16 protein-coding genes and 2 pseudogenes are annotated in these 20,089 nt (G+C 68.0%); 13 read left to right on the top strand and 5 right to left on the bottom strand.

Annotated features, from left to right (window positions below; translation table 11 throughout):
- A pseudogene (locus FXN61_RS56260) lies at nucleotides 1–524 on the bottom strand (hypothetical protein); the annotation flags it as partial.
- A 447-nt stretch (nucleotides 525–971) separates the two neighbouring features.
- On the opposite strand from FXN61_RS56260, the gene FXN61_RS12005 reads away from it, so the two are divergent.
- The 4 genes from FXN61_RS12005 (at nucleotide 972) to FXN61_RS11990 (ending at nucleotide 6,786) form a co-directional block, all read left to right on the top strand.
- Nucleotides 972–1,766, top strand: coding sequence for an HAD-IB family hydrolase (locus FXN61_RS12005; protein WP_167973242.1), 795 nt, complete (start codon nucleotides 972–974; stop codon nucleotides 1,764–1,766).
- A 628-nt stretch (nucleotides 1,767–2,394) separates the two neighbouring features.
- A complete protein-coding gene (locus FXN61_RS12000; protein WP_167973255.1) occupies nucleotides 2,395–4,050 on the top strand; it encodes a glycoside hydrolase family 3 protein in 1,656 nt (551 codons plus the stop codon).
- Nucleotides 4,047–5,255 carry an exo-beta-N-acetylmuramidase NamZ family protein gene (locus FXN61_RS11995; RefSeq protein ID WP_167973240.1) on the top strand — a complete coding sequence of 403 codons (1,209 nt, stop codon included), beginning with the start codon at nucleotides 4,047–4,049 and terminating at the stop codon, nucleotides 5,253–5,255. Before FXN61_RS12000 ends, FXN61_RS11995 begins: the two co-directional genes overlap by 4 nt.
- A gap of 7 nt (nucleotides 5,256–5,262) precedes the next feature.
- Complete coding sequence (locus tag FXN61_RS11990; protein ID WP_167973238.1) at nucleotides 5,263–6,786, top strand: serine hydrolase domain-containing protein; 1,524 nt, start codon at nucleotides 5,263–5,265, stop codon at nucleotides 6,784–6,786.
- On the opposite strand, the gene pdxR is transcribed toward FXN61_RS11990, so the two are convergent.
- Nucleotides 6,769–8,103, bottom strand: coding sequence for a MocR-like pyridoxine biosynthesis transcription factor PdxR (gene pdxR, locus FXN61_RS11985; RefSeq protein ID WP_167973236.1), 1,335 nt, complete (start codon nucleotides 8,101–8,103; stop codon nucleotides 6,769–6,771). The two genes, FXN61_RS11990 and pdxR, sit on opposite strands and share 18 nt — an antisense overlap.
- Before the next feature lie 50 nt (nucleotides 8,104–8,153).
- On the opposite strand from pdxR, the gene FXN61_RS11980 reads away from it, so the two are divergent.
- From FXN61_RS11980 to FXN61_RS11970, 3 genes and pseudogenes are all read left to right on the top strand, one after another.
- Nucleotides 8,154–8,600, top strand: a complete 447-nt coding sequence (locus FXN61_RS11980) for a carboxymuconolactone decarboxylase family protein (protein WP_167973234.1) — start codon at nucleotides 8,154–8,156, stop codon at nucleotides 8,598–8,600.
- A gap of 106 nt (nucleotides 8,601–8,706) precedes the next feature.
- Nucleotides 8,707–9,441 (top strand): annotated as a pseudogene (locus FXN61_RS11975) (MurR/RpiR family transcriptional regulator); the annotation flags it as partial.
- Between the two features lie 181 nt (nucleotides 9,442–9,622).
- Complete coding sequence (locus FXN61_RS11970; protein WP_167973232.1) at nucleotides 9,623–10,534, top strand: N-acetylmuramic acid 6-phosphate etherase; 912 nt, start codon at nucleotides 9,623–9,625, stop codon at nucleotides 10,532–10,534.
- On the opposite strand, the gene FXN61_RS11965 is transcribed toward FXN61_RS11970, so the two are convergent.
- Nucleotides 10,523–10,963 carry an Lrp/AsnC family transcriptional regulator gene (locus tag FXN61_RS11965; protein WP_211257779.1) on the bottom strand — a complete coding sequence of 147 codons (441 nt, stop codon included), beginning with the start codon at nucleotides 10,961–10,963 and terminating at the stop codon, nucleotides 10,523–10,525. The two genes, FXN61_RS11970 and FXN61_RS11965, sit on opposite strands and share 12 nt — an antisense overlap.
- Nucleotides 10,964–11,069: 106 nt before the next feature.
- Here FXN61_RS11965 and FXN61_RS11960 point away from each other — a divergent pair, with 106 nt between their 5' ends.
- Entirely contained in the window at nucleotides 11,070–11,885 is an 816-nt protein-coding gene (locus FXN61_RS11960) for a tryptophan 2,3-dioxygenase (protein ID WP_167973230.1), read from the top strand.
- Complete coding sequence (kynU, locus tag FXN61_RS11955; protein ID WP_312877675.1) at nucleotides 11,882–12,982, top strand: kynureninase; 1,101 nt, start codon at nucleotides 11,882–11,884, stop codon at nucleotides 12,980–12,982. Before FXN61_RS11960 ends, kynU begins: the two co-directional genes overlap by 4 nt.
- Here kynU and FXN61_RS11950 read toward each other — a convergent pair.
- Nucleotides 12,972–13,700 carry a Fic family protein gene (locus FXN61_RS11950; RefSeq protein ID WP_167973226.1) on the bottom strand — a complete coding sequence of 243 codons (729 nt, stop codon included), beginning with the start codon at nucleotides 13,698–13,700 and terminating at the stop codon, nucleotides 12,972–12,974. The two genes, kynU and FXN61_RS11950, sit on opposite strands and share 11 nt — an antisense overlap.
- 258 nt (nucleotides 13,701–13,958) lie before the next feature.
- Between FXN61_RS11950 and acs the strand changes: the two genes are divergently transcribed.
- The 4 genes from acs (at nucleotide 13,959) to FXN61_RS11930 (ending at nucleotide 18,606) form a co-directional block, all read left to right on the top strand.
- Complete coding sequence (gene acs, locus FXN61_RS11945) at nucleotides 13,959–15,941, top strand: acetate--CoA ligase (RefSeq protein ID WP_167973224.1); 1,983 nt, start codon at nucleotides 13,959–13,961, stop codon at nucleotides 15,939–15,941.
- A gap of 132 nt (nucleotides 15,942–16,073) precedes the next feature.
- Nucleotides 16,074–17,240: a Na+/H+ antiporter NhaA gene (nhaA, locus tag FXN61_RS11940; RefSeq protein WP_167973222.1), complete on the top strand. Its 1,167-nt coding sequence runs from the start codon at nucleotides 16,074–16,076 to the stop codon at nucleotides 17,238–17,240.
- The gene (locus FXN61_RS11935; RefSeq protein ID WP_312877674.1) at nucleotides 17,237–17,692 is read left to right on the top strand and encodes a phage holin family protein; all 456 of its coding nucleotides are present in this window, start codon (nucleotides 17,237–17,239) and stop codon (nucleotides 17,690–17,692) included. Before nhaA ends, FXN61_RS11935 begins: the two co-directional genes overlap by 4 nt.
- Nucleotides 17,689–18,606 carry an alpha/beta fold hydrolase gene (locus FXN61_RS11930; RefSeq protein ID WP_167973252.1) on the top strand — a complete coding sequence of 306 codons (918 nt, stop codon included), beginning with the start codon at nucleotides 17,689–17,691 and terminating at the stop codon, nucleotides 18,604–18,606. The genes FXN61_RS11935 and FXN61_RS11930 overlap by 4 nt, the downstream gene beginning before the upstream one ends.
- Here the strand turns inward: FXN61_RS11930 and FXN61_RS11925 are convergent.
- Entirely contained in the window at nucleotides 18,578–20,062 is a 1,485-nt protein-coding gene (locus FXN61_RS11925) for an FAD-dependent oxidoreductase (protein ID WP_167973220.1), read from the bottom strand. The two genes, FXN61_RS11930 and FXN61_RS11925, sit on opposite strands and share 29 nt — an antisense overlap.
- Nucleotides 20,063–20,089 lie beyond the last annotated feature (27 nt).

Here is a 20,089-nt window from a genome sequence, read left to right as displayed (position 1 = left end):
CGGCCTGGGCGCCGTCCGGGTCGAACATCCAGCCGTGGCACCTCTACGTGGTAACGGGACAACCGTTGGTGGAGCTCAAGAAGTGCACCGCCGAACGCCACCACCGCCTCACGGCCGCAGGCGATGGCCAGGATCGAGGCGCCCGCACCGCCACGGCCACCGACGAAGGACACCACTCGGCCACGATCGGACGGTGGGCCCTCGCCCAGGTCGCTGAGAGCGCTCACCAGGGAGCGGCCCTCGACAGGCAGTTCGAGCACTCCGTCGGCGCCCAGTGCCACGGCCGGGGCCCAGGGCGGATCGCCGTCGTGGACCACCAGCACGCCGGAGCGGCGGGGGAAGCCGGCGTCCAGGCAGGCGGAGACGGCGGTCGGGTCCAGCAACACCAACGGCGCTGTGTGCCACTGCGCGCGCAACGCCGTGACGTCGGCTGCGCAGGAGAGCGAGCAGTCGGCCGCGGCGGCTACGCGGAGGACCTCGTCGAGCAGGTTCTGGTCGGTGAGCAGGGCGATGGGGTGGGTCATGGGGTCCACCGTCGTTCGTCGTGATGAACGACACAACGAGCGAAGATCCAGATGTGGACAAATCGCCGGGTGTGGACAAGTCGCGATCTTGAGGACCCTGGAACGCCGGAACTGTCGGGGTCGTGTGCGACTCTGAAGGGTTGGCGTTGCGACGCCCGGAAAGGGCGGCAGAGGTCCAGTCGATGCCACGGGGAAACGGGCCCTGGATATGGGACGACCCCCGCCAGGGGGGAGGGACGGGGGTCGTCAATGGTTCAGTCCCGGGGGGTCGGACTGAACCCGTCCGTCGAACCGGACCCTCCTACTGTATCCCCATGCGCCAGTGCTGCGCGCAACTTCGGCAACAGCTGTGAGCCAAGTTTCGGTAACCGTGTGGCACAACGGTTTCGTACACAAACGAAATGCCGCCCGAACGGCCTACTGACGAGTACACCTAAGCTGAGCTACATGACTCGGATCGCCGCCTTCTTCGATCTCGACAAGACCGTGATCGCGAAGTCGAGCACACTGGCGTTCAGCCGTCCCTTCTTCCAGGAGGGGCTGATCAACCGCCGCGCGGTGCTGAAGAGCGCATACGCGCAGTTCGTGTTCATGCTCGCCGGCGCGGACGCGGACCAGATGGACCGCATGCGCGCGCACATCACGGCGCTGGCCGCGGGCTGGGACGTCGAGCAGATCCGCAGCATCGTGAACGAGACGCTGCACGACATCGTCGACCCGCTCGTCTACAAAGAGGCGACACAGTTGATCGCCGATCACAAGGCAGAGGGTCATGACGTCGTCATCGTGAGTGCGTCGGGCGAAGAACTCGTCGCCCCCATTGCCCTGATGATCGGCGCGGACTACAGCGTCGGCACGAAGATGGTCGTCCAGGACGGTCGCTACACCGGCGACATCGACTTCTACTGCGCGGCCGACAACAAGGCCGTCGCGATCAAGCAGCTCGCGGCCGAGCACGGCTACGACCTCGCGAAGAGCTACGCCTACTCGGACTCGGTCACTGACCTGCCGATGCTGGAGGTCGTCGGCCACCCGACGGTCGTGAACCCCGACAGGGGCCTGCGCCGCACCGCCGCGCAGAAGGACTGGCCTGTCCTGCAGTTCTCGGACCCGGTGAGCCTGCGCTCCCGCATCCCCACCCCGTCGGGCAAGGCGGTCGCGGTCACGGCCATCAGCCTCGGCGCGGTCGCGGCGGCGGGCGCGGCCTGGTACGGCCTCAGGCGCAAGCGCAACCGCGGTTAGTCAAGCCCCGGAACCCAAGAAGAAGCCTTCGAGACAGGTACCGGCGAGTAGCGGCAACGCCGTGCGCACGTGGTGCCCGCGTGAGTGCACGGTGACGCCCTGTCAGCGGTACCCGAACCTGTACAAAAGCCCACAAACGTTGAAACGCCAGTACTTTCACTACTGAACGTGGCTTGAACGGTGCACCCGTCCGAGCCCTTGCTGTGACGGGCCGCACGCACTTAAATGGGTGGTGCGGACCTCGGGTCGGCCAGGGGCCAGACGAAGAGAAGTCAGGATCCACCCCGGCCAAGCTCCGTGCGCGGACTTCGAGCACCCACGCGCAGCACGCCGCGGGAGGCTTGTCGTCTAGGGCCTGCGTACCGGGACGCCGGACGCCGAGGCCAGGGTTGTACGACTAGAGTTGCACGCTTGGTAACTCGCAAGCCCGCGCTGTCGACGGGGCACCCTTTCGAGGGTGCCCCGTTTGCTTGTGCGGTGAAAAAGTGCCGCCGAACGGCAGAATGTCGACCCGTTGACCCGCCACGCAGCTGTGAGTAACTTGCGAACTACGCCAGTTACCTGTGGGAACATCACCGGGAGGCACTGCCAAGTGCGGAAAATCGCCGCGTTCACGCTGGTCACAGCCATGGTCGCCCTCACGCCGGTGGCGAGAGCGGACGCCTCCGTGACCACGCTGCGCGGGATGTCGCTGGAAGAGAAGGTCGGCCAGCTCTTCGTCACGTACGTCAACGGCCAGGCCGCCGACGTCCCGCACCCCAAGAACCAGACGGACTTCGGAGTGGGCACCGCCGCGGAGATGGTGCGCAAGTACCAGCCCGGTGGCGTCATCTACTTCAACAACTCCACGCGCGACAACATCGACACCCCCAAGCAGATCGCGCAGCTCTCCAACGGCCTGCAGAAGGCCAGCCGAATCCCGCTGCTCATCTCGACCGACCAGGAGATGGGTCTCGTCACGCGCATCGGCCCGCCGGCCACGCAACTGCCGGGCAACATGGCCCTCGGCGCGGGCCGCGGCACGCAGGACGCGGAAGAGGCCGCCCGCATCACCGCCCAAGAGCTCCGCGCGATGGGCATCAACCAGAACTTCGCGCCGGACGCCGACGTCAACTCCAACCCGGCGAACCCGATCATCGGCGTGCGCAGCTTCTCCAGCGACCCGAAGCTCGCGGCCGACATGGTCAGCGCTCAGGTCCAGGGCTACGAGGGCCGCCGCTGGTTCGACCCGAACTCGGTCACGTCGACCGCCAAGCACTTCCCCGGCCACGGCGACACGGCCGAGGACAGCCACACCAGCCTGCCTGTCTCCAACCGCAGCCTCGACCAGTGGCGCCAGATCGACGCACCGCCGTTCAAGGCCGCCATCGCCGCCAAGATCGACTCGATCATGACCGCGCACATCCAGGTGCCGCAGATCGACCCGTCCGGCAACCCGGCCACGCTCTCGCCGAAGGTCATCACCGGTCTGCTGCGCGAGGAACTGAAGTACGACGGCGTCGTGGTCACCGACTCGCTGGAGATGGCGGGCGTCCGCAAGCTCCACTCCGACGCCGAGATCCCGGTGCTGGCCATCAAGGCTGGCGTCGACCAGCTGCTGATGCCGCCGAACCTCGGTCTCGCGATCGACAGCGTCCTCAAGGCCGTCCGCAGCGGTGAGATCTCCGAGCAGCGCATCGACCAGAGCGTGCTGCGCATCCTCAAGATGAAGCTCCTGCGCGGCGTCATGCTCAACGCCGAGACCGACGTGAACAAGGTCGACCAGATCGTCGGCTCCAACACGCAGGCCGCCCAGCGCATCGCCGACCGCACGATCACGGCCGTCCGCAACGACGCGCAGGCGATCCCGCTGAACGCCACCGCTCCCCTGGTCGTCGGCACCAGCGACGCCCCGGTCACCGCCCTCGCGACCAGGCTCAAGGGCACGAAGGTCGTCACGGCGACGAGCCCCACTCCGCCACAGATCCAGCAGGCACTCGCCGCGGCGGCCAACGCGGACAAGATCGTCGTGCTGACCAACGGACTGAGCACCAAGCCCGCCCAGCTCGACCTGCTCAACCAGCTGGTCGCCACCGGCAAGCCGGTCATCGCCGCCGCCACGGGCAACCCGTACGACGTCGCGTACAGCAACGCCAAGACGTGGCTCGCCACCTACTCGACCACGACCGTCTCCATGGAGGCACTGGCCAAGATCCTGCTCGGCGAGACCAAGCCGCAGGGCAAGCTCCCCGTCGACGTGCCAGGCCCGACGCCCTACCCGTTCGGACACGGGGTGACCTGGTGAGGAGGCGGCAGTTCCTCACTGCAAGCGCGCTGTCAGTCCCGCTCGTCACCACCACCGGCACCGCCACCGCAGCCCCGAAGCTCACCACCGGAGCGGAGCAGCTGGCCCAGGACGGCTGGCGCAAGCTCAAGGGCCGCAAGGTCGGTGTGCTCACGAACCCGACCGGCGTGCTCAAGGACCAGACCCACGTCGTCGACTCGATGGTCGCCCACAACGCCAAGCCGACGGCGGTGTTCGGTCCAGAACACGGCTTCCGCGGCACGGCACAAGCCGGCGGTTCCGAGGGCGACTACGCAGACCCACGCACCGGTATCCCCGTGTACGACGCGTACGGCGCCAACGCCACAAAGCTCCAAGCGATGTTCACCAAGGCGGGCATCGACACTGTCGTCTTCGACATCGCGGACGTGGGCGCGCGCTTCTACACCTACATCTGGTCGATGTACACGGCGATGCAGGCCGCGCCGAACCTGGACTTCATCGTCCTCGACCGCCCGAACCCCATCGGTGGCACACCCAACGGCCCGCAACTGGATCCGGCGTACGCCACCGGCGTGGGCCTGAAGCCGATCGTCCAGCAACACGGCATGACCGTCGGCGAACTGGCCCGGTTCTTCAAAGGCGAGTTCGACCTGACCACGAAGCTCGAGGTGGTCAACGTCAGAGGCTGGCGCCGCAACCAGCTCGACACCGGTCTGCCATGGGTGCCACCGAGCCCGAACATGCCCACCCAGGACACCGCGCTGGTCTACCCCGGCACGTGCCTGTTCGAGGGCACGGTGCTGTCGGAGGGCCGCGGCACCACCCGTCCGTTCGAAACCGTCGGCGCACCCGGCATCGACTGGCGCTGGGCCGAATCCCTGAACGCGCTCAGCCTCGAGGGCGTGCGGTTTCGCGAGACCTACTTCGCGCCGACGTTCAACAAGTTCCAGGGCAAGACCTGCGGCGGTGTCACCCTGCACGTCACCGACCCGCACTCCTTCGACGCGATCAAGGCGGCAGTCGCCATGATCACCACCGCGAAGTCCTTGTACCCCGGCGTTTTCGCGTGGCGACCCGACAACTGGATCGACAAACTCAGCGGCTCCGACCGGCTCCGCAAGATGATCGACGCTCAGGCACCGCTCAACGAGATCGTCGGTGCGTGGCACCAGGAGCTGCAGCAGTTCCGCCGCACCCGCCTGCCCTACCTGCGCTACCGGTGAGGACGCCATGCTCATCCCTGCACTGGCCGTCGCACTCGTGACGGCTGCGATCCCCGGCCACTTCGACCAGCCCCAGGACGGGTTCGCGCACCCGCGAACGACGTTGCGCGAGTCCAACCCGTACTGGGCCAACCTGGATCCGGAACCGATCAACGCGGCACTGCGCCAGGTCCGCGACTTCACCAAACCCCAGGCCAACGGCAAACCGCTCTTCGCCGGCGCCGTCACGATGTACGTGCACGACGGCAAGATCGTCACGCACGACCGCACGGGCTACGCAGTTCTCTACAAGGATCAGCAAACCCAGCTGCCAGAAGAAGAACGCGTCCCCATGCGGAAGGACACGATCTTCGACTTCGCCTCGATCTCCAAGCTCTTCACGTCGATCGCGGTGATCCAGCAGGTCGAGCAGGGCCGGGTGAACATCGACGAGAAGGTCGCCCACTACCTGCCCGAGTTCGGCGTGAACGGCAAGGAGAACATCACCGTCAAGCAGCTCCTCACACACACGAGCGGCCTCGAACCGTTCATCGCGTTGTGGAAGCTGTACGCGGACGTCCCGTCACGCATCAAAGCCGTGATGGACGTGAAGCCGAAGTCCACGCCTGGCACCGCGTACGTCTACTCCGACCTGAACCTGATCACGCTCGGAGAGCTCGTTCACAAGGTCAGCGGCAAGAAGCTCGACCAAGCCGTACGAGATGGCATCACCAGGCCGCTCAACATGAAGGACACCGGCTACAACCCGAAGGCCAAGAACCGCACTGCCGCAACGGAGTTCCAGTCCGCACCACCACGCGGCATGGTCCGCGGTGAGGTGCACGACGAGAACGCGTGGTCCCTCGGAGGAGTCGCCGGCCACGCGGGTGTCTTCGGCACGGCCAAAGACTTGGCGATCCTCGGGCAGACGATCCTCAACGGCGGCACCTACCAGGGCCGCCGGATCCTGACCGAGCACTCCGTCGAGCTGATGCTCACGAACTTCAACCAGCAGTTCCCCGACAACGCCCACGGGCTCGGCTTCGAGCTCGACCAGCGGTGGTACATGGGCGGGCTGAGCGGGATGGGAACGGCGGGCCACACCGGCTACACCGGCACGTCGTTCGTGATCGACAAGGCCTCCCGGTCGATCGCGATCCTGCTCAGCAACCGCGTGCACCCGAGCCGCGACTGGGGCAGCGTGAACCCCGCCCGCCGGGTCGTCGCCGACGGCCTTGCCAACGCGCTCGCCGTCAAGTCGCACGGAAAGCAGTGGCGTGCAACGACTTCCGGCGGCACCCTCACCGCAGAACGCCCGGTCGAGGTCTTCGTCGACGTCGACAAGGGCGACAAGCTGACGATCCAGCACTGGAACGGCACCGGGTGGCAGGACGTCCGCACGATCACGACGACGAATCGCCGTTGGGTACCAACGGAAGCCGTCAAGACCAGGTTCGTCTACACGAAGGCGGGCCAGTACAACGGCCGTGGCGTCTACGTCCACGCCCGCGGCGATGTCGTGGCCGACGGCTGGTCAGCAGCACGCCGCTAGCACCTCGGTAAACGACGCGAGCGCCCGTGGAAACGCGGGCGCTCCGAAGCTCACCACGATTCCGGTGCGGTCGTCGTCGCTCAGCTCGTGGCGGAACGACGAGAGAGAACTGACCTCGATCCCACGTTCACGCGCGGTCTGAACGATCGCGGTTTCGTGTGGCGTATCAAGCACAGCATGCATCCCGGCGGCGATACCGGACACCGATGCGTACGGCGAAACCGCCTCCACGAGCCGATCACGACGCCGCTGGTACTTGAGCCGCATCCGCCGGACGTGGCTGTCGTACGCCCCAGACTCCAGGAAATCGGCCAACGTCAGCTGATCGAGCATGCTGATGTACTGCTCGCGATCGGTTTTCAGGGCCAGCACGGGATCGACGAACCGGTCCGGCAGCACCGTCCACGCGATCCGCAGCGCCGGCGACAACGCCTTGCTGGACGTGCCCAGGTAGACGACGTGTTCGGGATCAAGGCCCTGCACCGCACCGACAGGCTGCCGGTCGTAGCGGAACTCGCCGTCGTAGTCGTCCTCCAGCACAAGTCCGTCCACCCGCCGCGCCCACTCCACCGCCGACGCACGACGCCGTGGATGCAGAGGCCCGCCCAACGGGAACTGGTGCGCCGGTGTCATCACCACGGCCCGTCGGTCATCCGGCAACTGTTCGGTGTTCGCACCGTGGTCGTCCACCGGCAGTGGCACCGTCGAGGTCCACAACGAGCGATGAAACTCCAGGCCGTACTCCTCGACGACCACGGGCGGCTTCAGCAGCCGGTTGAACATGCGGACGGCGTCCGCGAACCCCGAGCACACCACGATCCGTTCGGGATCAGCCCGCACACCACGTGCCCGTGCCAGATACTCGGCCAGCGCCGTCCGCAGCTCGATCCGCCCCTGCGGATCACCCGGCCCGAACGCCTCCGACGGCGCCGCCATCAACGCCCGCCGCGTCGACCTGACCCACTCCGCGCGCGGGAACTCGGTGATGTCCGGTGTGCTGACAGTGAGGTCGAACCGCACGTCCGGAACCGCCCTGCGCTTGACCGGCGGAGGCGGCTCGACCCGTTGCGCGACAACGGTCCCGGAACCTTGACGCGCGGTCAGCCACCCCTCCGCCACGAGCTCCGCGTACGCCTCAGCGACGGTGTTCCTCGCGATCCCGAGATCGGCCGCGAGCGAGCGTGACGCAGGCAGCCGCGTCCCTGGCGGCAGCCGTGCCGAACGGACCGCTTCCCGCAGCGACGCCGTCAACCGGTGCCGCAGGCCACCCGGACCGGACAGGTCCAGGTGGAAGTCAAGATTGGCCCACGATTCCACGACCGAATTGCACCACGCCCAGAGCCAATCAGCGGCCTAACTTCATACACATGACGAACCGAATCGACCTCGCCAAGAAGGCTCCGAAGGTCTACCGCGCCATGATCGCCCTCGACGCCGCCTCCCGCGAAGGGCTCGACGAGCAGCTCGCCGAGCTCGTCCGCATCCGCGCCTCCCAGCTGAACCACTGCGCCTACTGCCTCAACATGCACACGGTCGACGCCCGAAAGGGTGGTGAGACCGAGGCTCGCATCTACCTGCTCAACGCGTGGGAGGAAGCAGGCGACGTCTACACCGAGAAGGAGCAGGCCGCGCTGCGCCTCACCGAGGCCATCACCGTCCTGAGCAGCCACGAGTACGTCAGCGACGAGGTCTACGAGCTGGCCGCGAAGCACTTCGACGAGGAAGAGCTCGCCCAGCTCATCGCGCTGATCTTCACCATCAACTCGTGGAACCGGATCGCCGTGTCCACCAGGAAGGTGCCCGACGTTCGGTGACATGCCGCCCGAGATTCGCCCCGACAGGGTGACTTTCGGACACAGTTGGGGTGAGTTGCACCCACACTCCGTTGACCCTCGGAGTTGCGGTTAGTAAGTTTCCCACGTGTCCACTGAAAGCAGTGCCGAGTCCAGCCCACTGGTGAAGATCCGGTCGTTGCTGCCGGGTCTCGCGCGCGCCGAGCAGCGCGTCGCGAAGGTGGTGCTGGAAAACCCGGGAACGGTCGCGCACCGCAGCATCACCGAGGTCGCCGAGCAGGCGGGCACGAGTGAGACGACGGTGACGCGGTTCTGCAAGGCCATCGGCGTCGGCGGGTACCCGGAGCTGCGCATCGCGCTCGCCGCCGACACCGCTCGCAGCCAGGCCAGGGCCAACCACGACATGGGTGGCGACATCGGCCCTGGAGACGACCTGAAGCAGGTCGTCGGCAAGGTCGCGTTCGCCGACGCCCGCGCCGTCGAGGAGACCGCCGAGCAGCTCGACATCGAGTCGCTCGACAAGGTGGTCCAGGCGGTCGCGGGCGCCCGCCGCGTCGACGTCTACGGCTTCGGTGCGAGCGCTTTCGTGGCGTTCGACCTGCAGCAGAAGCTGCACCGCATCGGCCTCACCTGTTTCGCGTGGAACGACACGCACATCGCGCTGACCTCGGCCGCCGTGCTGACCAGCGCGGACGTCGCCGTCGGCATCTCGCACACCGGCTCGACCGCGGAGACCGTCGAGGCCCTCCGCGTCGCCCGCGAGACCGGAGCCACCACCGTCGCGCTGACGAACTTCCCGCGCTCCCCGATCACCGAGGTCGCCGACCACGTGCTGACCACGGCCGCGCGCGAGACCACGTTCCGCTCCGGCGCCATGGCGAGCCGCATCGCGCAGCTCACGGTGATCGACTGCCTGTTCATCGGCGTCGCCCAGCACCACGTGGACACGGCGAAGACAGCGCTGGAGGCGACCTACGAAGCGGTGTCCGGCCACCGGCTGGGTGCGAGACCAGACGGCCGCCGGCGCCGCGGGAGACGACTAAATGATCTCCCCCCGGAACGGTGTGGTGGTGCGCGTGGAATCTCCGACCGAGCAACGGAACCCCCGCACGACGGACATCGACCGGGTACCCACGATCGACGTGCTGCGCATGATCAACGACGAGGACCGCACGGTCCCGTCGGCCGTCGCCGCGGCGCTGCCGGAGCTGGCCCTGGCGGTCGACCTCGGCGTCACCGCGATCATGTCCGGCGGCCGCGTCCACTACGTCGGAGCCGGCACGTCCGGCCGGCTCGCGACACTGGACGCCGCCGAGCTGGTGCCCACGTTCAACGCACCGGCCGACTGGTTCGTCGCCCACCACGCGGGCGGCTCCGAGGCCCTCGTCCGCGCGGTCGAGGAGGTCGAGGACCACTCCGGCGCGACTCAGATCCGCCGGCACGCCACCGCGAAAGACCTGGTGGTGGGCGTGACGGCGTCTGGGCGCACGCCGTTCGTGATCGGCGCGCTGGAAGAGGCGCAAGCGCTTGGCGCCCGCACGGTGCTGGTGTCGAACAACGAGTCGGTGCCGTTCTCGCCGGACGTCCTGGTCACGTTGAACACCGGCCCGGAGGCCATCGCCGGCTCCACGCGGATGAAGGCGGGGTCGGCCCAGAAGCTGGTGCTGACGTCGTTCTCGACCGCGGTCATGGTGAAGCTCGGCCGCACCTACTCGAACCTGATGGTCAGCATGCGGGCGACGAACGCGAAGCTGCGCGGGCGGATGATCCGGATCCTGCACGAGGCCACCGGCCTGCCGATCCACGACTGCGAGCGGGCGCTGGCCGAGTCGTCCGGCGACCTGAAGGTGGCGTTGGTGCACCTGTTGTCGGGCGAACCGACCGAACGTGCGGCCGCGGTTCTGCAGGACACGAAGGGCCACGTCCGCAACGCTCTGGGCCGGCTAGCCGGGTAGGACCGGACGCCACGGGATCGGCGTCGACAGCACCATCGCGCTCGACGTCTCCCCGTGCGCGGCCAGGCGGACCAACAGCCGTTCCAGCTCGACGATCGACGTCGTGACGACCTTCACCACCGAGCAGATGTCGCCGGTCAGCCGCACCACCTCCACCACCTCGGGGAGGTCGTCGAGCAGCTCGGGATGGACCGTGATGCACCGCGGGCCGTAGCACTTCATGCGCACCAACGCGACGACAGGACGCCCGACGACGGTCGGGTCGACCACGGCGCGATAGCCGGTGATCGCGCCCATGTTCTCCAGCCGTCGGACCCGTTGCGCGACCGTCGGCGGTGAGACGTGGACCCGGCGTGCGAGCTCGTTGTACGACAGGCGCGCATCCTCTTGGAGTGCCTCCAACAGGGCCTTGTCGACCTCGTCCAACATGAACACAAAGCTACTCGCCGATCGGTTTTGCGTTTGAAAGAAGTTCGGGGCGAACGCCTTTCGTCGTCCATTCAGGTGAAGCCCGCCAGGAAGGAGGATTGAGGGCATGAGCTGCCCCGTGTCCCCCAAGCTGGATTTCGGCGGCACCACGCCGTACGAGGACTACGTGCACGCGTCGGTGCTGCACACCCTTCAACAGCAGTGGTCCAAAGATCCGCGCGAGATGTCGTTCCTGGTCATCACGCAGGTGATGGAGCTGTACTTCGGCCTGCTCTGCTTCGAGTGGAGGCAGGCCCAGACCGAGCTCAGGCAGAACGACCTCCGCGGTGCCGTCCGCACGCTCCGCCGGTCCGACCTGCACCTGCAGGCGTTGTCCGCGGCCTGGCGGCCGATCGCGCGCATGACGCCGACCGAGTTCAACTCGTTCCGCGACGCGCTCGGCGAGGGCTCTGGCTTCCAGTCGGGCATGTACCGCGAGATGGAGTTCCTGCTCGGCGAGAAGTCCGCGTCGATGCTCGTGCCGCACCGGGCGGTGCCGGCGATGCACGCGCAGCTGGAGAAGTCGCTGGGCTTGCCGTCCCTGTACGACGACGTGCTGGCCGCGTTGAAGCGCCGCGGTTTCGACGTTCCGGACGCGGTGCTGGAGCGCGACCTGACGAAGGCGTACGAGGCGTCGCCCGAGGTCGAGCAGGTGTGGGCGGAGATCTACCGCGGCGACGACCGCGACCTGCTGGAACTCGGTGAGGCGCTGACGGACATCGCCGAGGAGTTCGCACGCTGGCGCTACGACCACCTGCTCGCGACCCGCCGCTCGATGGGCGCGAAGGTCGGCACCGGCGGCTCCGCTGGTGTTGCATGGCTGGAGAAGCGCACCCAACGATCGGTGTTCCCGGAGCTGTGGACCGCGAGGAGCTACGTGTGAAGCGGGAGCTGTTCGACATTCCAGAAGGTGTCATCTACCTGGACGGCAACTCCCTCGGCGCACCACCGAGGCACGTCGCCGAGCGGATGCAGGAAGTCGTGAAGCACCAGTGGGGTGAGCGGCTGATCAGGTCGTGGACCGAGGGCTGGTGGGAGGCGCCGCAACGGATCGGCGACCGGATCGGCCGGCTGATCGGGTCCGCACCCGGCCAGGTCGTGGTCGGTGACTCGACGTCGGTCAACGTCTTCAAGGCGTTGATGGGAGCGGTGAAGGGCACCAGCCGCACCGAGATCGTGTGCGACGAGTCGACGTTCCCGACCGACGGGTACATCGCGCAGTCCGTGGCCTCGCTGGCAGGGCTGAAGATCCGTGCAGCGCGCCCGTCCTCTTTGGACCTGACGGAAGACACCGCCGTGGTGCTGCTCAACCACGTCGACTACCGGACCGGCGAGCTGCACGACATGAAGGCGCTCACCGAGCAGGCGCACGGCGTTGGCGCGCAGGTGGTCTGGGACCTCTGCCACAGCGCGGGCGTGCTGCCCATCGAGCTGGACGCACTCGGCGTGGACTTCGCGATCGGCTGCACCTACAAGTTCCTCAACGGCGGACCGGGCTCACCCGCGTTCATCTACGTGCCGCAGCACAAGCAGGGCACCTTCGAGAACCCGTTGTCCGGCTGGAACGGCCACCGCGAGCCGTTCGCGATGGAGCCGGCCTACGAACCGGATCCCGGCATCGTCCGCGCGCGGGTGGGCACGCCGGACATCCTGTCGATGCTGGCGCTCGACGCGGCACTGGACGTGTGGGACGACGTGGACCTCGCCGAACTGAGGCAGCGCGGCCTGGCGCTGACCGCGTTGTTCCGCAAGCACGTCGAGAAGCTGACCGGCCTCGAGGTGATCACGCCCGAGGTCCGCGGCAACCAGATCTCGGTGCGCTGCCCGGACGCCGGAACGGTCATGCGGGAACTGATCGCGCGTGGCGTCATCGGCGACCACCGGCCGCCGGACGTCCTGCGGTTCGGGTTCGCCCCGCTCTACGTGACCGACGAGGACGCGATCAAGGCCGCGGAGATCCTCGCGGACGTCACCCGGTGAGTGCGGCGTCCGCGATGCTCTTCGCCTCGCGGGCGCCCGCCTCCAGGGCGGAGCACACGAACAGGATCCACTGAGTCAGGCCGTCAAGCGTTCCCGACGCGAACGCCACGGACGCAGCCTCGTACTCGGCGGATCGGCGCAGGCACGCCACCTCCGGCACGCCGAGGCCCTTGGGGTCGAGGCCGGTGGAGATCGAGGTCAGCCTGGCAGCGGCACGGGCCACCACGCCGTTGGCGACCTCGAACGGCGCGAGCCCGAGCAGCTCGCCGTGCACCACCGCGACCAGAACCGGCGCCGGCACGGACGTTCCACCGGTGACCAACGACCCGATCAGGTCGAGCCGTGACGACACGTCCTCGGACACGCGCGGCCTGCCGACCTCGGACGTCAGGTCCGCGGCGGCGAGAACGTGCAGCCTGGCCAGTGCCTGCAACGGCGCGCGTTGCCACGTGCCGACGAGTCCGCCCAGCGCCTCGGCGATCCGCAAAGACCCTGCCAGCACGGGGTCCGAGACCTCGCCGGACTCCGGAATCTCGGTCGACCCGCCCTCCAGCGCGGCCGACGCACGGGCCGCGCGGACCGACGCTTCCGCCGCGGTCGTGGCCCAACCACGCAGGTTCACCCGATGGCGGTGCACCTGGAAGACGGCGTCCTTGGCGGCGTTCGCGGCGTCTGCCACGCCGGGCAAGGAAAGCAGCGGAGCGAGGGGATCGGTCACGGTCGCGCAGAGTACCTGACCAGGTGAAACGCGTGATCCAGCTCACTGATCAGACCGTTGAGCGCGCAACTTCGTCCGTTCAACGCGTCACACGTGCTTCAACCAGACAAAACCGGTTACACAATGACAGCCGTGTTTCCATCCACCCCAGATTGGTCTGAACCTTTCGGGGGAAGAGCCTGTTGGAAGTGAACTGGCTCGCACTACGGTCAGTACCCGCACCCCAACCGGTCTGGATTTTCCAGGAGGTCTCGCACCATGACCCAGTCGCCAGGCCAGGGCCAAGCCCTGGACAACCTGCTCACGGAGAGCAGGACGTTCCCGCCTTCCGATGAGTTCGCGGCGCAGGCGAACGCGCAGCCCGCCCTCTACGAGGAGGCCAAGGCAGACCGCGAGGCGTTCTGGGCCAAGCAGGCGGAACGACTGCACTGGGACACCAAGTGGACGCAGGTGCTCGACTGGTCGGACGCGCCCTTTGCCAAGTGGTTCGTGGGCGGAAAGCTCAACGTCGCCTACAACTGCGTCGACCGCCACGTCGAGTCCGGCCACGGTGACCAGGTCGCCATCCACTGGGAGGGCGAGCCCGGCGACTCCCGAGCCATCACCTACGGCGAGCTGCAGCGCGAGGTCTCCAAGGCCGCGAACGCGTTGACCTCGCTCGGCATCGGCGCCGAGGACCGCGTCGCGATCTACATGCCGATGATCCCCGAGGCGATCTTCGCGATGCTCGCGTGCGCCCGCGTGGGCGCGATGCACAGCGTCGTGTTCGGCGGCTTCTCCGCCGAGGCGCTGCGCACCCGCATCGAGGACTCCGCCTGCCGTCTCGTGATCACCACCGACGGCCAGTACCGCCGTGGCACCCCGGCGCCGCTCAAGCCCGCCGTGGACGAGGCCGTCGCCGGCGCGCCGTCCGTGGAGAAGGTCATCGTCGTCAAGCGCACCGACACCGAGGTCGCGTGGATGGACAAGGACGTCTGGTGGCACGAGCTGGTGGACTCGCAGTCCGACCAGCACACCCCGGAGGCGTTCGACGCGGAGCACCCGCTCTTCATCCTCTACACCTCGGGCACCACGGGTAAGCCGAAGGGCATCCTGCACACGTCCGGCGGCTACCTCACGCAGGCGTCGTACACGCAGCACCACGTGTTCGACCTCAAGCCGGACACCGACGTCTACTGGTGCACCGCGGACATCGGCTGGGTCACCGGCCACAGCTACATCGTCTACGGCCCGCTGTCGAACCGCGTGACGCAGGTCGTCTACGAAGGCACGCCGAACACCCCGCACGAGGGCCGCCACTGGGAGATCGTGCAGAAGTACGGCGTCTCCATCTACTACACCGCGCCGACGCTGATCCGCACCTTCATGAAGTGGGGCGCGGAGATCCCGGCGAAGTTCGACCTGTCGTCGCTGCGCGTGCTGGGTTCGGTCGGCGAGCCGATCAACCCCGAGGCGTGGATCTGGTACCGCGAGAACGTGGGCGGCGGCAAGGCGCCCATCGTCGACACGTGGTGGCAGACCGAGACCGGCGCGATCATGATCTCGCCGCTGCCCGGTGTCGTCTCGACCAAGCCCGGTTCGGCTCAGCGCCCGCTGCCCGGCATCGGCGCGAAGGTCGTCAACGACGAGGGCGTCGAGGTTCCGCACGGTGGCGGTGGCTACCTCGTGCTGGACGAGCCGTGGCCGTCGATGCTGCGCGGCATCTGGGGCGACGAGGAGCGCTACCGCGAGACGTACTGGTCGCGGTTCGCCGAGCAGGGCTTCTACTTCGCCGGTGACGGCGCGAAGTACGACGACGACGGCGACATCTGGCTGCTCGGCCGCGTCGACGACGTGATGAACGTGTCCGGCCACCGCATCTCGACCACCGAGGTCGAGTCCGCGCTGGTCTCGCACCCGACCGTGGCCGAGGCGGCCGTCGTCGGCGCGTCCGACGCGACCACCGGCCAGGGCATCGTTGCGTTCGTGATCCTGCGCGGTGGCGCGGGCTCCGACGCCGGTGGCGCCGACGCGATCAAGCGGCTGCGCGACCACGTGGCCAAGGAGATCGGCCCGATCGCGAAGCCGCGCCAGATCATGGTCGTGCCGGAGCTGCCGAAGACGCGGTCCGGCAAGATCATGCGCCGCCTGCTGCGCGACGTCGCGGAGAACCGCGCCGTCGGTGACGTGACCACGCTGGCCGACTCGTCGGTGATGGACCTGATCTCGGCGGGCCTGCAGTCTGGCAAGTCCGAAGACTGATACTGATCTGCGCAAACGTGACGGGCGTCCTCCACGGAGGGCGCCCGTTGCCGTTAAGATCGCATCCAGGTGAGCCGGGAAGTCTGGTCGGCACGAGGATTTCGTGTACCTGTCGACCGCCCTGGGAGCCATGTGTCGCGCAAGAAGGCCGTAGTCGCCGAGTTCGCCCGCTACCTGCGCACGGAGACCGTGGGTGGCACCGTGCTGCTCGGAGCGACAGCCATAGCGCTGATCTGGGCCAATTCGCCGTTGTCCCCCTCCTACTTCACGCTGGGGAAACTGCACGTTGGACCGCTGTCCGTCAGTGAGTGGGCGACGGACGGACTGCTCGCCATCTTCTTCTTCGTCGCCGGGCTTGAGCTGAAGCGCGAGCTCGTCGTCGGGGAGCTGTCGGAGTTCAAGGCCGCGATCCTGCCGGTGGTCGCGGCGGTCGGCGGGATGATCGTGCCCGGGCTCATCGCGTTGTCGATCGGCTGGGGGCAGCCGGGGATCGAGAAGGCGTGGGCGATTCCGGTCGCGACGGACATCGCGTTCGCGTTGGGAGTGCTGGCGCTGACGGCCTCCGGGTTGCCGTCGAGTCTGCGGGTCTTCCTGCTGTCGCTGGCCGTCGTCGACGACCTGGGCGCGATCGTCGTGATCGCGATCCTGTTCACGGCGAAGTTCAACCTGCTCGCGGCCGGGGCCGTGGTGCTGCTGCTGGCGCTGTACTGGTTCCTGCAGCACAAGAGGATCACCACGCCGTTCCTCTACGTGCCGATCGCGCTCGCCACCTGGTGGTTCATGCACGAGTCGGGCATCCACGCCACGATCGCGGGCGTCGCGCTGGCGTTGCTCACGCGGGTGAAGCGCGATCCGTACGAGCAGGAGTCGCCGGCGGTCCGGCTCGAACACAGGCTGCAGCCGTTCTCCGCCGGTGTGGCGGTGCCGGTGTTCGCACTGTTCGCGGCGGGCGTGCCGGTGGGCGCCGAGGCGTTGGGGAAGCTCTTCTCGGACAAGATCGCCATCGGCGTGATCGTCGGGCTGGTCGTCGGCAAGGTCATCGGAATCGTCGGTGCGTCGGCGCTCGCGGTGTGGTTCAAGGCGGCGGTGTGGCCATCCGGTGCGGGGCCGCGGGACATCATCGCGGTGGCCGTGCTGGGCGGGGTCGGGTTCACGGTGAGCCTGCTGATCGCGGAGCTGTCGCTGGCCGAGCCGGAGACGGCGAAAGCCGCTGTGCTGATCGCCTCGATGATCTCGTCGCTGCTCGCCGCGGTGTTGCTCATTCGTCGCAGCCGAGCACATGGCACGATGTCCGGGTGACCACCAGGGAGCACATTGCGTCGATTCCGCTGACCGCTGACGACCCGACCGCCGAGGCCTCGATCGGTGGCCTCGTCCGCGACGCGACCGCGCACGTGTCGACCCTCGTCAGAGCAGAGGTCGAGCTCGCCAAGGGCGAGATCGCGGCGGAGATCAAGAAGGGCGTCAAGGGCAGCGTCTTCTTCATCGTCGCGCTGACGGTGCTGTGCTTCAGCCTGTTCTTCCTGTTCATGGCGCTCGGGTTCGGGTTCGCCGAGTGGTTCGGCTGGGGCTACTGGGCCGGTTTCTCGATCGTCTTCGGCGTGATGCTGCTGACCGCCGCTCTCTTCGCCTTCCTGGGCTACCGCAAGGTGCGCAAGATCAGGGCGCCGGAGAAGTCGATCGCGGCCGCGAAGGACACCGTCGCGGCCCTCACGCACCGTGAGTCCAAGAGCAGGGGCGACGACAACTGAGCCGCAAACCCGACCCGTCGGTGGTGCGGATCGCGGGTCCGTGGACGCACCGCGACGTTTCGGCCAACGGCATCCGCCTGCACGTCGCCGAACTCGGCGAGGGACCGCTCGTGCTGCTCCTGCACGGGTTCCCCGAGTTCTGGTGGTCGTGGCGGCACCAGCTGACCGCACTGGCGGAGGCCGGGTACCGCGCGGTGGCGGTCGACCTTCGCGGGTACGGCGACTCGGACAAACCACCGCGCGGCTACGACGGATTCACGCTCGCGGGTGACGTCGCGGGCCTGATCAAGGCGCTCGGCGCCCAACGCGCACACCTGGTGGGTCACGCGTGGGGCGGCGCCACGGCGTGGACCGTCGGCGCGATGCATCCGCGCGTGGTCTCGTCGATCTCGGTGCTGTCCGCACCGCACCCGCTGGTGACGCGCCGGGCGTTCCGCAGGCATCCTCGCGTGAACTCCCACGTGCTGCGCTTCCAGCTGCCGATCTACCCGGAACGCTGGCTGACCAGCGAGAACGCCCTGCAGGTCGCACGACTGCTGTCGGCCTGGTCCGGTCCGAAGTGGCGGTCGGCGCCCGAGTTCGACGAGGTCATCCGCCGCTGCCGGCAGGCGATGACGGTGCCGGGCGTCGCCCACAGCGCGATGGAGTACTACCGCTGGGCGGTGCGCTCACAGCTGCGCAGCGACGGACGGCGGTTCGCCGAGGCCGTCGACAGGCCGATGCAGGTGCCGGTGCTGCAGATCCATGGCGCGCTGGACCCGATCACGCTCGAGTCCTCCGCTCGGGACTCGCGGCCGTGGCTGGGCGCGGGATCGGAGTTCCGATGCCTGCCCGAGGTGGGGCACTTCCCGAACCAGGAGGCGTCCCACACCACGAGCAGGCTGATCACCGAGTTCCTGCAGAAGACTTCCTGAACGCGGCTTCGAGCGTTCCTGCCGGATCGTTCGGCAGGTCGATCGAGCGCCAGGCGATGTAGCCGTCCGGGCGGACGAGCGAAGCGCCCTTTTCGGACAGTCCGAACACGTCCAGCTGCTCGACGCGTTCGTACCAGATACCGGTTTCTCCCACGGCTTCCTCCCACTGCGGATGATCGGCGACGAGCACCCAGCCGCGTTGGAACAGGTCCAATGTGGACTTGCCGGGCTCGATCCACACGTGCGGGGCTCGCGTGCCGGGCTGGCCGTTCCACTGCTCGGGGAGTTGTGCGGGCGGCAGTTCCGAGCCCGCGCCGAGCACCGCGTCCGAGCGGTAGAGGACGCCGTAGTGCATCGCGTTGTTGTCGATCAGCGGTGCGTCTTCCGGCTCGCCGTCCCGGTTGTGGCCGTCGTTGCGCGCGAAGATCTGCTGGTGGCACAGCAACGCGACCGGACGCCGTTCCGCGTCGTAGGTGTCCAACAGGGACGGACGTGACTCGCCGTTCAGCACGGCAGCGAGCTTCCACGCGAGGTTGTGCGAGTCCTCGATGCCGACGTTCGCCCCGAACCCGCCTCGGCTCGGCGGCAACGTGTGCGCGGCGTCGCCGGCCAGGAAGATCCGCCCCGCCGAGAACTGATCCGCTACCGCCGCCGAGATCGTCCAGCGGCCGGTGGTGATGATCTCGACGTCGAGGTCGTCGCGGCCGATGGCCTGGACGATCTTCTGCCGCAGCTCGGGCTCGTCGTACTCGCGGTCTTCGAGCATCAGCACCCATCGGCCGTCGCCGTAGGTGGTCAGGAAGCCGACGCCGTCGACGATGAACTGGCCGATCCCGTTCTTCAGGTACTCCTCCAGTGGCGCGCGGAACAGCACGCTGCGGGAGGTGTGCATGTAGCCGCGTCCGCTGCGGGTGATGCCGAGCGCCTCCCGGACCGGACTGCGATGGCCGTCCGCCGCGATCAGGTAGTCGGCGCGGATCTCGTACGGCTCGCCGTCACCCTGCACGATCGCCGTGACGCCGTCGTCGTCCTGCGAGAACTCCAGCATCCGGGTGCTCATGCGGATGTCCGCGCCGAGCTCACGGGCCTTGTCCCGCAGGATCGGCTCCATCCTGTCCTGGGCCACCCCCACGCCCGTGGAGGGCGAGTACTCAATTTCGGACGGCTCGGCCGGCGGCGACCAGAAGGTCTCCTCGAACCACTCCCCGACCAGGCTCTCGACCCGGACCCGCCGGACGCCGAAGCCCTTCGCCATCCGGCTCGGCGGCAACCCCTCCTCCATCCCGACCGCGCGCAGCAACTCGCCGATGCGCGCCGTGAAGCCGACCGCCCGCGGGTGCGGTGAGCTGCCCGGATGCTTCTCCACCAACGTCACGGGCACCCCGCGCCACGCCAGGAACAGCGCGGCCGACGTCCCCGCCAGCCCTCCCCCGACCACCAACACCGAAGTCTTCATCGTTTCCCCTCAATACGCCGTATCGCT

This window comes from Lentzea indica, assembly GCF_012184385.1.
Lineage (GTDB): Bacteria > Actinomycetota > Actinomycetes > Mycobacteriales > Pseudonocardiaceae > Lentzea > Lentzea indica.
The sequence above is the reverse complement of the archived record's forward strand: the minus strand, read 5'-3'. Positions and strand labels throughout refer to the sequence as shown.